At 36.7% G+C, this 15013-nt stretch carries 11 protein-coding genes and 1 other annotated feature (1 of these 12 cut by a window edge); of the genes, 10 read left to right on the forward strand and 1 reads right to left on the reverse strand.

The features are described 5' to 3' along the window. Positions 1-224: 224 nt before the first annotated feature. From ACVWXS_RS16380 to hemL, 8 genes are all read left to right on the forward strand, one after another. Complete coding sequence (locus ACVWXS_RS16380) at positions 225-1676, forward strand: S-layer homology domain-containing protein (RefSeq protein ID WP_456959115.1); 1452 nt, start codon at positions 225-227, stop codon at positions 1674-1676. A 17-nt stretch (positions 1677-1693) separates the two neighbouring features. After that, the gene (locus ACVWXS_RS16385; protein WP_456959117.1) at positions 1694-4600 is read left to right on the forward strand and encodes a vWA domain-containing protein; all 2907 of its coding nucleotides are present in this window, start codon (positions 1694-1696) and stop codon (positions 4598-4600) included. Between the two features lie 414 nt (positions 4601-5014). Continuing rightward, positions 5015-6379 carry a glutamyl-tRNA reductase gene (hemA, locus tag ACVWXS_RS16390; protein ID WP_456959119.1) on the forward strand — a complete coding sequence of 455 codons (1365 nt, stop codon included), beginning with the start codon at positions 5015-5017 and terminating at the stop codon, positions 6377-6379. 249 nt (positions 6380-6628) lie between these two features. Continuing rightward, positions 6629-7456, forward strand: a complete 828-nt coding sequence (locus tag ACVWXS_RS16395) for a cytochrome C assembly family protein (RefSeq protein WP_368635768.1) — start codon at positions 6629-6631, stop codon at positions 7454-7456. Positions 7457-7474: 18 nt separating this feature from the next. Continuing rightward, positions 7475-8407: a hydroxymethylbilane synthase gene (gene hemC / locus ACVWXS_RS16400; RefSeq protein WP_368635769.1), complete on the forward strand. Its 933-nt coding sequence runs from the start codon at positions 7475-7477 to the stop codon at positions 8405-8407. Continuing rightward, the gene (locus tag ACVWXS_RS16405) at positions 8397-9158 is read left to right on the forward strand and encodes a uroporphyrinogen-III synthase (protein ID WP_456959120.1); all 762 of its coding nucleotides are present in this window, start codon (positions 8397-8399) and stop codon (positions 9156-9158) included. Before hemC ends, ACVWXS_RS16405 begins: the two co-directional genes overlap by 11 nt. Beyond that, positions 9155-10135, forward strand: coding sequence for a porphobilinogen synthase (gene hemB, locus ACVWXS_RS16410; protein ID WP_456959121.1), 981 nt, complete (start codon positions 9155-9157; stop codon positions 10133-10135). The genes ACVWXS_RS16405 and hemB overlap by 4 nt, the downstream gene beginning before the upstream one ends. Continuing rightward, positions 10136-11428, forward strand: a complete 1293-nt coding sequence (gene hemL, locus ACVWXS_RS16415; RefSeq protein WP_368635772.1) for a glutamate-1-semialdehyde 2,1-aminomutase — start codon at positions 10136-10138, stop codon at positions 11426-11428. Between the two features lie 415 nt (positions 11429-11843). Here hemL and ACVWXS_RS16420 read toward each other — a convergent pair whose 3' ends face one another. Next, the gene (locus tag ACVWXS_RS16420; RefSeq protein ID WP_456959122.1) at positions 11844-12536 is read right to left on the reverse strand and encodes a VC0807 family protein; all 693 of its coding nucleotides are present in this window, start codon (positions 12534-12536) and stop codon (positions 11844-11846) included. A gap of 479 nt (positions 12537-13015) precedes the next feature. On the opposite strand from ACVWXS_RS16420, the gene ACVWXS_RS16425 reads away from it, so the two are divergent. Continuing rightward, positions 13016-13462: a CoxG family protein gene (locus ACVWXS_RS16425; protein ID WP_374965770.1), complete on the forward strand. Its 447-nt coding sequence runs from the start codon at positions 13016-13018 to the stop codon at positions 13460-13462. A gap of 242 nt (positions 13463-13704) precedes the next feature. Further along, positions 13705-14454 (forward strand): valyl-tRNA synthetase, encoded by a 750-nt coding sequence (locus ACVWXS_RS16430; RefSeq protein ID WP_456959125.1) that lies wholly within the window; start codon positions 13705-13707, stop codon positions 14452-14454. Between the two features lie 277 nt (positions 14455-14731). Next, positions 14732-15013 (forward strand) — a binding site (T-box leader); it runs 7 nt beyond the window's last position.

A 15013-nucleotide genomic window follows, 5' to 3' on the forward strand; every position in this document is an offset into this window, starting at 1 on the left:
GAGTGAAGCGGCTCATCGGACGCCCCCAGGAAGCTCTGCTCTGCGCGAAAGCGAAGCGTCAGCGGCAAATGTTTTATCTGTGCGAAAGCGAAGCGGCAGCAACAAAGCGCCCAGTCGGAACGGAAATCAACCACACGTTATGGTGATGAGCCATTTAAATAACAAATTTGACAACTTCATATATGAAGTATGCATTTGAATGAAAGAGAGGGACACAAAAACGAATGCGAAAACATTTATCTAAATTAATGTTAGTTGTTCTTGCTTTTGTAGTTATTGGAGTTACGATCCCAGTAAATGCATCAGCTGCTACATTAGAAACAACAGGTGCAGTAAAAAATGAGTATACATATGAGGAAGCTGTTTTTATTACAGGAACACCTATTATATTTAAAGGCACTAGTAAAGACATTAAAATTTCACAAAAAGAATCTAAAGGTAAGGTAACTGAAACACATAGTTTAAAGCTTACAGCAAGTAATGGTGCTACACTGACACGAAATATTGCATATGAATCTGATGTTGTAGATCATGCTTCGATTGGTCAAAAAACATCGAATGGTGTAGTGAAAAAGTATACAGAGAAAATTGTTGTTGGGAAAATAACATACACATTGGTAGATTACCAATTTTCTCAAGGTACAGTAACGGACAATCGTGCAGCCTCTGATTATTACTCAGGGAATGTGATTTCGAGAAAAACATATGCTTATCAGACTGGGACTGGGAAAAATGCAGTCAAAAATACTGTAACGATTGATACGGATAGTCGACATGCAGGCTATGAAAACTTCTGGGGAGCAACAGAAACGCAAATTACAGAATCTGTATATAATTATAGTGATGGTAAGACAAGTCATGTTAAAAATCGATTATCTACAAGTAAATCACGTGTACTAAACTACGAGGAAAATCTAGGGAGTTTAGGTAGCTTTGATGGAGGCTATGCAGTTGTCAGTAACAAGGATGTAATTTCTGAATATGCGTATGATTTATCCTCTGGACAAAAAGGTACCGTTGACTTAGACAAAGAATATATGCCAACAATTGAACGTTTAATCATTCCTAAGTTCCGTGATTTAACAAATCATTACGCTAAGGGAGCTATTGAAAAATTATACTCATTAGGTATTTACTCTGATGCAAGTAACTTCTTCTCGCCAAATACACCAATGAAGCGAATTGATTTTACAACGGCCATTGGTAAGGCAGTTGACTTGCGCGTTATGGAAGAAAAAAAATCGAAAAAAACAACGGCTACAAGTATCTTTAAAGATGTGAAACCTTCTTCAAAAGATTATGCCTATATTGAATCTGCGGTTAAAAAGGGAATTATTAAAGGTGTGACGCCAGAGTATTTTAAACCAGATAATCCAATTACACGTGCCCAAGCTGCTACGATTTTTGTGCGTGCATTAGGGCTTGAAAACAAAGCACCTGACCCAGGTTATGTAACAAAATTTACGGATGATGCGCAAATCCCATCGTACGCTAAAGACGGTATTTACATTGCAAATGAATTAGGTTTAATGACTGGTGATCCTGTAACAGGTCGTTTTAATCCAAACCAACCGTTAACACGAGCACAAGCATCTTTAGTACTAGAACGTTTCTTAAATTATTTAGAAAACGACTTAAAACAAAACTATCGCGACGATATCTTGTTCTTTAATTAAAGAAAGGACTGAAACAAATGACATATGCTAAAAAAGCATTTCTATCATTGCTTTGTTTCGTACTAGTCTTTGTGACAGCAACTCCAGCGGTTACTCAGGCAGCTACGACAATTAATGATGTACCAACAAATAATAGTAAATACAAAGCTATTTCATGGGCAGTCGATAATGATTTACTTTCATTGAATAGCGCTAATAACTTTTTACCTAGTGAACAGATCACTGAGCGAGAGCTTGTCGTAATGTTTGCAAAGCTTGATCGAAACTATGCATTAACATATAACGACAGTGTAGCTTATAATTTTTATAGTGATTTTTATTTACCTTTTAATGGCGCCTATACTACAGGCAATCGTTCAAAAGCTGTTACACGCGGACAGTTTGCACGTATATATGCTGCTTTTAAAGGCTTAGATTTAGATGAGCCTCAGGCAGTTCAATATTTATACACAAACGATATTTCAACAGGAAGCACTGGTAAAAAGACATTTGCCGATTTTAATCCTTCTACAAAGCTAACTCGTGGAGATATTGCTGAATTTTTATATCGTGCTGTGCAAAGCGGCAACTTTGCTGTACAAGGATTAAAACGTACTGCAGCAGGCCGTGATAACGATAAAATCACTTTACCACCAGGCTTCATGGGCTCAAACAACGCCGACTTTGAAGAGCCGAAGGACAATTCTAATGATTTTACTGGACCAAAGTATGTCAATAATGCACTACAAAGTATCGATATTGAAAAACCAGATTTAATTGCAAATGACCAAGATTCAACGCTAATTACTGTATCTTTAAAGACTTGTAAAGGAGATCCAATTCCTGACGATAAGTCTTACACATTCCGTGTAACTTCATCATATGGTGCAAAAATCGTTGACACATCAGGTGAAGCTGTTCGTAATGTACAATCAGACGGCTCAACTGTATCTGCAATTGTTATTGCACCAAAACTAACAAAATCTGTACGTGATACAATTTCATTTGAGCTTATTAACAACACAGACCCTGCTATGAAATGTCTTGAGGGTGAAAAACTAAATGCACAAGTACGTTATGCGCCTCAGCCAGAAATGCGCATTGATTACCAAGTGTATGATCCGGCAAATACTGATGATAATGGAAGTGTAACGCCTCCATATGTACCGTTTGAAAAATTACCGGAGTTCTTTACAGAAAATATAATTAATGTCCATTGGATTGATCCAGAAGAAAAGCTATTTAGTATTGGACAACAAACAAATGTAACGAATGCTTTAGGAAAAGTTGAAAATGTTTATTTACAATATGGTGGTAGTGATAAAAAATATCCTGCATTAGGTTATAAAAATGCCATTTTACAATTTGAAAACTACAATATTTCAGTCTGGCTATTTGAAACGATTATTCAAAAACGCTTAAAAGATTCTGTTAATGATAAAAAGACGATAGAAATTATGTATATGATTTCAGAGGATGGGCGTCCAATTTATCGTATTCAAGGAATTGATGATGCGATTGCCTCACAGGTTGAGAACATTAACCCAGTTGGTTCTATTATTCAACTTATGAGCTATATGCCAGAGGAAAAACAACTGACGCTAGAGCATTATGATAGTGTGATGAAAATCTATGCTATTTTAACAAGTTTGAGTAATTATGATCGAACAGTATTATTAAAATACCAAGGTGGTAAATTGCTCGGTCAAGTAGAAGCCTATAAAAAACGAGTGGAAGCATTAAAGGAAAGTGCGGATGCGGCGTCAAGACCATCTGGTAAAGATCGTTATACAAAAGTAATGGTTACATTAGTAAGACCAGGTGGAGAACCTATTACTGACTATCAAGGAACAGTAAAAATTAAATTTAACGGTGTTGAGAAAACAGCTTCATTTGTTACAAATACCTCGGATTATCTAGATAAAACAGGGGGACCAGGAACAGCTGTAGCTTACTTCGACTCAGTTATTTATGGGAAATCTAAAGTTGAAGCAACATTAGTGAATAAAATTGATCCTCGTTATGCAACTATATTGAAAGATTTAAAAGATAAAACATTTACTAAGGAAATCTTCACTAATCCTTACTTCAGTAAAAATTCTTCTTCTTTAGCAACGGAGGTCGCATACGTAGTTGATTACTCTGCGTCTATGAAAGCTATTGATCAGTCAAATTACCGTGGTAAGAAAATGATTGACGTCATCGATCAACTCAAAGCTAAAAACAATATTGTTATTGAAACAAATACAAAAGCTACTGTACTTGGAGAAGGTAGTACAGAAAATGTGTTGAAAAAAGATCTTTATAAAGCATCGAAAGAGAAAGGTGCTACAGATATTTTTGCAGGTGTAGAACTAGCACTGTCTAAATTCTCAAATGATACGAAAACTTCGAAAGCTATCATTGTCGTATCAGATGGTAAGACAAGTAAATCGAAGATGACAAAAGTGCTGAACGATGCCAAGAAGCAAGGCGTTAAAGTTTATACAGTGAGTATGGGCAAAAAATCACAAGTGAATGATGTAATTTTAACGCAGTTGGCTGCTGAAACTGGTGGCGCTTATTATCACGCGATTGATAATTTACAATTACATCAAGTATCCCAAAAAATTATTGATTCAATTTTATATAAAACATCGTCTTCAAGTTGCGTAAATCCTGAAGATTTATTTGAAGAAACGACTGTCACATTACGCAAAGGCGATATTACAATGAATGCTAGAATTGATGGTAATTGTGCAAATGTTGCAAAGGTAAATGTACGTTTCTCTTCTCTAAATGGTGATGTACAATTTGAATTGACGAAGCGTAGTGATAATGTCTACATGCTAACAAAACCAGTTCAAACGATGCAGGACTTCAAAGTGAATGATGAAATTGAGTTTGTAGCATATGATAAAGATGGTAAAATTATTGCTTTGAAAACTGCGACAATCACAAATTAAGAGATAAGTACTACTCCTTTTAGCTGAACTAATCCAAACGATTAGTTCAGCTTTTTTTGGCTAATCACCTTAACGTGGGGGTGATTTCCGTTCTGGTTAATATCTTTGAGATAAAGACAAATGAACAAAACTTTATCTTTTTCGAAATATGGTAGTCTGTAGCGGAAATCATTACCTTCCGATTAATGAGGAAATATAAAAATGGTTAATCAATACACCTTGATTCTTTATAAAGATTTACGGTCAAACATTAAATTTGAAACAGGACGTATAATTTGGTACACTTAATTTATAATAATTCTAATGTAGATGACGAATTACAGTTCTTCATGACATGTTCACAAATAATAGATGAACTCTTGTCGAACTGTGCTATAATGAGATTTATGAATTAGAACGTGAGAGGTGTTATTCATGCATGCCATCGTAGTAGGCTTGAATTATAAAACAGCGCCAGTTGAGATTCGTGAAAAGTTATCATTCATAGAGAGTGAACTACCACAGGCAATGGAAGCGCTACAAAAACAAAAAAGTATATTAGAAAATGTGATTGTTTCAACATGTAACCGTACAGAAATTTATGCAGTAGTTGATCAATTGCATACTGGACGTCATTTTGTTAAACATTTTTTAGCAGATTGGTTCGACCTGCCTGTGGAGTCATTTTCTTCGTATTTAACAATTCGGGAAGAAGATGAGGCCATCGAGCATCTATTTAAAGTGACAGCTGGAATTGATTCGATGGTACTTGGCGAAACTCAAATTTTAGGACAAGTAAAGAAAAGCTTCTTAAATGGACAAGAGATTGGAACAACAGGAACGATATACAATCAGCTATTTAAACAAGCGGTGACATTTGCGAAGCGTGCACATAATGAAACGGCTATCGGTGAGAACGCGGTATCAGTCTCTTATGCAGCAGTTGAATTAGCAAAGAAAATATTCGGATCTTTAAAACGTAAACATGTGGCAATTTTAGGTGCAGGAAAAATGGGAGAACTTGCAATTGAGAACCTTTACGGTAGCGGTGTAGGGAAAGTAACCGTTATTAACCGTACGTTCGAAAAAGCAGAAAGTCTAGCAGCTAAATTCCACGGCGAAGCAAAATCTATGAAGGAACTACAATGTTCGTTACTGGAAGCAGATATTTTAATTACATCTACAGGTGCAACAGATTATGTAATTGACTATGAATTGATGCAATTTGTTGAACGTCTGCGTAAAGGTAAACCTTTATTTATGGTAGATATTGCAGTTCCACGTGATATTGATCCACATGTTGGGGATTTACCAAATGTTTTCTTATATGATATAGATGATTTACAAGGCATCGTTGAAGCAAACTTAGCTGAGCGTGAACACGCTGCGGCTGATATTACTTCAATGATTAGTAAAGAGATTGTAGAGTTTAAAGATTGGGTTGCCACTCTTGGTGTTGTCCCTGTCATCTCAGCATTACGTAAAAAAGCGAGTCATATTCAAGAAGAAACAATGATTAGTATTGAAAATAAAATGCCAGATTTAACGGATCGAGAACGTAAAATTTTAAGTAAGCATACAAAGTCTATTATTAATCAATTGTTAAAAGAACCAATTTTACAAGCTAAGGAAATGGCAAATTCATCAAAAGCAAATGAACAGTTACGTTTATTCCAACAAATTTTCGGTATTGAGGACGCTGTGGAAGCTGAAATTGCTGCAATGACAAAGCAAGAGCTTGAACGCAATGAACGATTACAGTCATCACAATCTTCCACTGAACCAAAGTACTCTTTCTAACTTCTTTCAGCAAATCTCTTTTGTAGCGAAAGCAAAGCGTGAGCTACAGAAGTCTCCCACCTCTATAGGTGGTGAGATGAATGCAGGTTAAAGTTACTTTTCAGCGGGTGTCCAAACATCCGCTAAAAGAAGTTAAAGCTAAATGAGGCGTTTTCGTATCTGTATGGTAAACTAAGGATACGAAAACGTTTTTTTTTCTAGGCTAAAGTACACCACTTTAGCACTTTCAATATAAAGAAGGGATGTCTATTGGCTGATTTGACAATGACAAGGCTCTACGAATTGATAATCGTCTTGTACGCGATCAGTCTAGTATTTTACTTTACTGATTACTTTTATAAGCAAGTACGTGCAAGGCGAATTGCTTTTTGGCTTGTTTCATTCGTATGGGTAATTCAAGGTGCCGTTATTATATTAACTTTTGTGGAAACGAAGCGTTTTCCGATTTTATCCTTGTCTGAAGGGATTCTCTTTTATTCCTGGCTGCTCGTAACATTATCTATTATTCTGCACTGTATTGCACGAGTTGATCTTCCGGTGTTCATTATTAATATACTAGGGTTTTTGTTCGCTAGTATTTTTACTTTTATGCCGAAACGACCAACAGGAGCAGTTAGCGATACTTTAATTTCGGAAATGCTTTTTATTCATATATCGTTTGCGATGTTATCGTATGCAGCATTTACGTTAACTTTTGTTTTTGCGATATTGTATTTAGTCGTATATCGTTTGCTTAAAAAGAAAAAATGGTCACATTTATGGACAAGGCTACCATCACTACAACAGACAAGCAGCTGGATGAATGTGTCATTTTTCATTGGGATCCCAGTGCTGTTTATAAGTTTAATTTTAGGGTTTGAATGGGCACTACTAACGCTAGATACTCTTTCGGTTTTTGATGCGAAGATTATTGGGTCCTTTATTATTTTAATTTTGTATTGCTTTATATTGTATGTGAATCGTAAAAGTAAGCTGACAGGGACAACTTATGCGTGGGTACATATATACGCTTATCTTTTAGTTGTTGTTAACTTCTTTTTAGGAAGTAGTTTATCGCGATTCCATTTATGGTATTAGAAGAGAGGTTGGAGACTGTTGAGAAAAATTATTGTAGGTTCTAGAAGAAGTAAGCTAGCTTTAACGCAAACAAATTGGTTTATTAATGAGTTAAAAGCAGCTGGTGCACCATTTGAGTTTGAAGTGAAAGAAATTGTCACGAAAGGCGATCAAATTTTAGACGTGCAGCTATCTAAGGTAGGTGGTAAAGGACTTTTCGTAAAAGAAATTGAACAAGCACTTTACGACAAAGAAATTGACTTTGCTGTTCATTCTATGAAAGACATGCCTGCTATACTGCCAGAAGGATTAGTAATTGGCTGTATCCCACCACGTGAAGATGCACGTGATGCATTTATTTCAAAAGGGCATGTGAAATTTGCCGATCTTCCAGCAGGAGCAGTAGTTGGGACAAGTTCTCTTCGTCGCAGTGCTCAACTTTTAACAGTCCGCCCAGATATAGAAATTAAATGGATTCGTGGAAATGTAGATACACGCTTAGCTAAACTTGAAACGGATGAATACGATGCCATTATTTTAGCGGCGGCTGGACTAAAACGCCTTGGTTGGAGCGATGAAGTAGTTACTGAGTTTTTACCTGTAGAGGATTGTCTACCAGCAGTAGCACAGGGCTCTCTAGGTATTGAATGCCGTGGAGACGATACGGAGCTATTAGTGGAATTAGGCAAGTTAACAGATAGTATTACATGGCAAGAAGCACATGCAGAACGTGCTTTCCTTGCGGCTATGGATGGTGGCTGTCAAGTACCTATTGCAGGATATGCGAAGTCTAATGGGGAAGAAATTACACTAACTGGTCTTGTTGCTGCACCAGATGCCTCAGTTGTTTACAAGGAAACAGTAGTTGGCACTGATGCGGCAGCAGTTGGGAAAGAGCTTGCTGAGATTTTAACGAAGCAAGGTGCTTTTGAATTAATTCAACGAGTAAAGGCAGAGCAAGATGCAAAGTAATTTGCCTTTAGAAGGTAAAATAATTATTTTGACAGGTACATCTAAGACGACAACCATTATAGATGACATCACAGCTTTAGGTGGCCAAGCAGTAATTGCCCCGTTGATTGAAACTTGTGAGCTTATCGATAGAAATGATGATGAGCGTTTAGAGGTTGCGCGTCAATTTGATTGGCTCATTTTTACGAGTCAAAATGCTGTAGATGCATTTGCTAGCAAAATGCAACGCTTTAATTTGAGTACTGAGAATTTTCAAGTGAAGATTGCTTCTATTGGTTCTAAAACTACTTCAGCATTAGAAAACCTAGGCTTCCATGTGAGTTTTATGCCTTCTATATTTAGTGCAGATGTATTTGTCCAAGAATTCCCTAGCGTAGTAGGTAGCAATTCTACTTGTCTATTTATTCGTGGAGAAAAAGCGAAACAGACATTGAAGGAAGGGCTGCCCTTTAAATTGGAGGAATGGACAGTTTATGAAACGATTGAGCGACACGATCAAAAACTAGTAATTATGGATTGTATCCGTAGGAACAGTGACGTCACCGTGATTTTTGCTAGCCCTTCCGCTGTTGATGTCTACGCAAAGGATGTAGCTTCGGTAATTGGTTGGGAGACTGCACGCCTAGCAGCAATCGGTCATATTACAGAAGCAGCTATTTTGAATCACGGTGCTATTGTGGATGTTATGCCGAGCGTATATACAATGCAAGCAGTCATCGAGGAAATAACGAAAGTAGGAGAAAGAAAATGACAAAATTACAATTTCAAAGACATCGTCGTTTGCGTGCAAATGCTGCAATACGATCAATGGTAAAAGAAACATACTTACACAAAGAGGACTTAATTTATCCAATTTTCGTTATTGAAGGCGAAAATATTAAAAACGAAGTATCTTCTATGCCTGGCGTTTTTCAATTTTCGTTAGATAAACTTGAAGCTGAGATTGATGAAGTTGTTGCTTTAGGTATACCTGCTGTTATTTTGTTTGGCTTACCTGCAGAAAAAGATGCAGTCGGAACTGGTGCATTCCATGATCAAGGTATTGTGCAAGAAGCAACACGACTCATTAAAGCTCGCCATCCAGAGCTTTTAGTGATTGCAGATACATGCTTATGTGAATTTACGGATCATGGGCATTGTGGCTTAATTGAAGGTGATCAAATTTTAAACGATTCTTCACTAGATGTTTTAGCACGTACAGCTGTATCACAAGCAAAAGCTGGTGCAGATATCATTGCTCCGTCCAATATGATGGATGGTTTTGTAGCTGCAATTCGTGCAGGCTTAGACGAAGCAGGCTTTGAAAATGTACCGATAATGTCATATGCCGTAAAGTATGCATCTAGCTACTACGGGCCATTCCGTGATGCAGCTGATGGTGCACCGCAATTTGGTGATCGTAAATCATATCAAATGGATCCATCAAATCGTATAGAGGCATTTCGTGAAGCGGAGTCGGATATTGCTGAAGGTGCAGATTTCTTAATTGTTAAGCCAGCTCTAAGCTATTTAGATATTATTCGTGATGTGAAAAATAACTATACATTACCGATTGTTGCATACAACGTTTCTGGTGAATATGCAATGGTCAAAGCAGCAGCTATTAATGGCTGGATTGAAGAGAAAAAAGTAGTGCTTGAAACATTACTTGGTATGAAACGTGCGGGCTCTGATTTAATCATTACGTATCATGCTAAAGATGTAGCACGTTGGTTGGAGGAGAAATAAATGGTGCGTTCTTACGAAAAATCAAAACAAGCATATGCTGAAGCGATTAACTTAATGCCAGGTGGTGTAAGTAGCCCAGTACGTGCGTTCAAATCTGTAAATATGGATCCGATTTTCATGGAGTCTGGTCATGGTGCTATCATTAAAGACATTGATGGCAATGAGTATATTGATTATGTATTATCATGGGGACCTCTTATTTTAGGTCATACGCATCCAGAAGTTGTCAAAGCAATTGCAGAAACGGCGGCGAAGGGATCTTCATTTGGAGCACCAAGTTATACAGAAAACCGATTAGCTAAATTAGTGTTAGATCGACTGCCTGGTATGGAAATGATTCGCTTCGTGTCTTCTGGGACAGAGGCTACGATGTCTGCTTTACGCGTAGCTCGTGGTGTTACAGGGCGCGATAAAATATTAAAATTTGAGGGCTCTTATCATGGTCACGGAGATTCCTTGCTTATTAAGGCTGGCTCTGGTGTAGCTACATTAGGCTTACCTGACAGCCCTGGTGTCCCAGCAGATATTGCACGTAACACATTAACTGTAGCGTACAATGATTTGGAAGGGGCAAAATTAGTATTCGAAAAATTTGGTTCTGAACTTGCTGCAGTAATTGTTGAGCCAGTGGCAGGAAATATGGGTGTTGTACCACCACAACCAGGCTTCCTCCAAGGCTTACGTGAATTAACAAAGGAATATGGAGCACTGTTGATTTTTGATGAAGTGATGACAGGTTTCCGTGTTGACTATGGCTGTGCACAAGGTTATTTTGATGTAACACCAGATATGACAACATTAGGAAAAGTAATTGGCGGTGGACTTCCTGTTGGCGCGTTTGCAGGGAAAAAGGACATTATGGAGCAAGTAGCACCAGCTGGTCCAATCTATCAAGCTGGAACATTGTCAGGGAATCCATTAGCAATGACTGCTGGTTATGAAACATTATCTCGCCTAGATAAAAGCACGTATGAATACTTCAAAAAATTAGGTGATCAATTAGAAGCTGGTTTCCGAGAGGCAGCAACGAAATACAATATTCCACACACTGTTAATCGTGCTGGTTCCATGATCGGTTTCTTCTTTACGAATGACAATGTTATTGATTTTGCTTCAGCAAAAACGTCTGATTTACAATTATTCGCTGAATATTTCCGTCTAATGGCAGAGGAAGGTATTTTCTTACCGCCATCTCAATTTGAAGGATTATTCATTTCTACTGCACATACGGAGGAGCATATCGCAAAAACGGTTGAAGCCTTCCATAAAGTATTTGCGCAATTAGCAAGATAAAAAGAGAGCGAAAATACGTTCCTTTATGGAGTAGTATAATTCTCAATCAATTAACAAATTAGTAACCACTTCTTATCAATTCTAACATTTGATAAGAAGTGGTTTTTTGTATGCTTATAAAATTTGCACATGAGGATTTTATTGCAGATAGACGATTCAACAACACATCTAAAGTAAACGTGCAAAATTATAGGTATATACTCTATCTATTTATTGAACATTGCCTTGATAGGGTGTAATCCATGTTGAGGACGTAACTCATTTACATTTGCGGGAATATCTAAGGCAATACCAAGAGAAAGGGAATAACCCAATATAATCAACTCAATGCTTGTTAGAGCCTTCTATAACTACTTCGTTGATGCCCTATTTTTATTAAACGAAAGCCCCTGTTAGGAGAAGAAGAAAATAAAGCTTATTCAACAGTTGCGTTTGGTTGTTGGAGAGCTAGATTATTATTGTCTTGTAATTGATTTTGTTGCTTAGCAAAAAAGTTTCTTACTGGGACATTTATATAAAAGAACATGCCTATAAGTAAAATCGAGAAAGCCCACCCTGCGATTTGCTTATATATCAACATGCCACCATAACCATCAATTCCGTATTTTTGGAGTAGGTATACTGTTAATCCTGCCATAAAAAGTCCTCTTATGATGAAAATAACCTGAATAAATTGAAACCATTTAAAGATGCCTTTTTGAAAAAATAATGCTCGGCTCTCCATTCGTGCATAACCTTGCAAATATACAAAATCAACAGCAAAATATAAAGAAAGAGGACGCTTAATCATTAGCGTAACAATATAAAGAAATGTATAGAAGAGACTTAGATATACACCATTCCAAATCATTTGCTCTGCTGAACCTGATAGCAAATTAACCGTCGTACCTAGTGCTAGTGAGCTTAAAATTAATAAGCCTGTAATGTTAAATTGCTTATCTAAAACAAAGCGGTAAATGGTATAAACAATTCCAGGAATGGTTGAAATCAGCATTGCTGTATAATCACCTAAAGGCTCTCTACCAAGATTCCATAGAACATAAGGTAATACTGCATAAAAAATCAACTCGAATAAAATTAATATTTTGTTTGAACGTTGTTTTTTCACTATATTTCCCTCCATTTATCTCTATTCAGCTTGCGCCTTTTAATACTTATAGAGGATTAAACTACATAATTTTGCCCAATAGTTGAACAAGCTAAAACATTTTTCTTAAATGAATTGCTGCGTTGTTTTAATGACAGAATAATCGGACATTTCATTCTAGTATACTACATTTATAAATATTGGGTAATATGAACAGGTATGACTAACAAGAAAGATTTACTGTTACAGCAGGGCGAGACGATGAAGTTTAAACCTTCCTCTACGTGAAAGTAGAATGTAAATAGAGAGCAACAACTCAAAGACTCACTTTAATACAGCTAAGGATTTATCTTAAATAGCTTTTCCGATTTTTGTGAATGGGAAGATAATCGTTATTACTGAAATAATTTTTTTGTCAAAATTAAAACTTTAAGCATAGCCAAATTGTGGGCGAAATCGTTTATAATATATCTATTCATAAAAGAAAGTAGTGAATTGATATGGCAACAGGCACACACATAGTCGAAGTACCCGTAGGAATTGAAAATGTATGGGATTTCGTCAGTGATATGGAAAAATGGGCAAAGCTTGTCCCAGGTTATAATGCACATGAAATGATTGATGAAAAACATTCAACATGGACGTTTAAAGGTAACGTCGGTGTTCTGAAAAAAACAGTTGAAGTAGAGATTACTATTTTAGAATGGTTAGCACCTTCGAAAGTAACTTTCGAATTAAAAGGACTTTCTGATAACTTTTCAGGGAACGGTTATTTCCTTGCAGAAAGTATTGATGCAGATCATACAAAAATGACAGGCTATTTAGAAGTAAAGGCAGGAGGATTAGCTGGTCCTGTTTTAAATCCAATCTTTAAGCCAATCGTACCAAAAGCAACACAAATGTTAACAGATCGTGTAGCAAATAAAATTAAATTGGTGAATGTATAATAAAGCTGTTAAACCAACAGTAAAATGGCATGCTAGAAGTATTTTCTAGTATGCCATTTTTAATGCAAAAATAAAATCTACGTGAACTTTTGTAAGCTATTATATTAGTTATCAAGAAGGAATGAGCGTCGAAACACCTTCTTTATCATCAGTACCCTTATTTACTATCTTATAGCATATTAATCTCCGAAGCTTCATATGATGCAAGGGGAGGGATTATTATCGAACACAAAACTTGGAATATGAGTGAAACTTTCTGTTTTCCTGGTTATGGCTGCCCAACAGAAATAGCAGCTGTGCAAATTAAGCCGAGGTGGCAGACAATGCAGCTAGAAGATTCACTACGATTAATGGGTATTTATCACATCACCGCACATGTTCGCTTTGATTTTCGAGACATGCAAGCTTTCATGGATGATGAAGAATTAGTACAAATTGATGCACTTGATATTCAAGGAGATACTGGTTATTTTGAGTATGCAGTTCCTTTAAATGTGGATTTACCTAGGGATTCTGCTATTGAAGATTTAATGGTCAAGGATGTTCGACCTACACTGACTAATCAAATGTGTCAGCTCGAATGGACGGTTACAAGTATTTTTAATGAGCCTGAGCAAACATTTGAAAAAGCTCATGTTTTAGAAGAACAGTCTATCGCTGTAAATGCTTCAGCCCAAATAGAGAAGGTTGCACTTGTAGAAGAACCAGCGCAAGTAAAACAACCTGCAGCTGTAGTTGCTTCGATACAAGAAGAAAAATCAAAAGCTGTAACATTTTCAGCACAAAAGGAAAAGTCTGAAGCTATAGTAGCTTCAGCCAAAAAAGAAAAAACTACATCAGTTGAGCAAAAAAACGTGTTGAGAGAATCCTCAAGTCATATTGTAGTTCGTGAGTCTAGCTCATGGCATGAAGTTCCATCAATGATTTGGGATTTAACGGAAGACTATACGCCGCTAAAGGTTCGTGTTTTAAATAATATCATTCAAAAGTAAATAGCATAGAAGTAGCAGGAGCAATAGGATGATGAAATCACCGGATGTTGGAATGATGATGACACGTATAAATTGAAAAGCGCAAATTGGCATGATTATCGTTCTACAATAAAAACGAACTTGTCGTAGCCATGGTGGTAAAAGCCAAGGATTATACTTACGTCGTCGCATTTGAATTTTCACTTCCTTCTCTACTTACTTTGTAGTGCTTCCTAAAAAATGACTAAATCACTTGAAAAATTGTACGATTCTGCGGTACAATGTGAAAAAGTCGAATATAGATGCTATGACAGGGAAGAGTAAATTAATAGTACATTTTCAGAGAGGAAACGGTAGCTGAAAAGTTTCTATATGTACCTAATTGAATGTAGCCCTCGAGCAGCTTTAGTGAACTAACAGTAGTTAAAGCCGGTTAAACACCGTTACCGAATTGAGAGCCAGTAGTAAAAGGCTTAAGCAAAGTAGTGCATGCTATTTCCTGATGAAATGTGTGTAAAGTTACTGCTTAACTCGCCTCTGCTGGAATTAAAGGTGGTACCGCGAATTTAAACTCCTTCGT

Source organism: Lysinibacillus sp. TE18511, assembly GCF_054062295.1.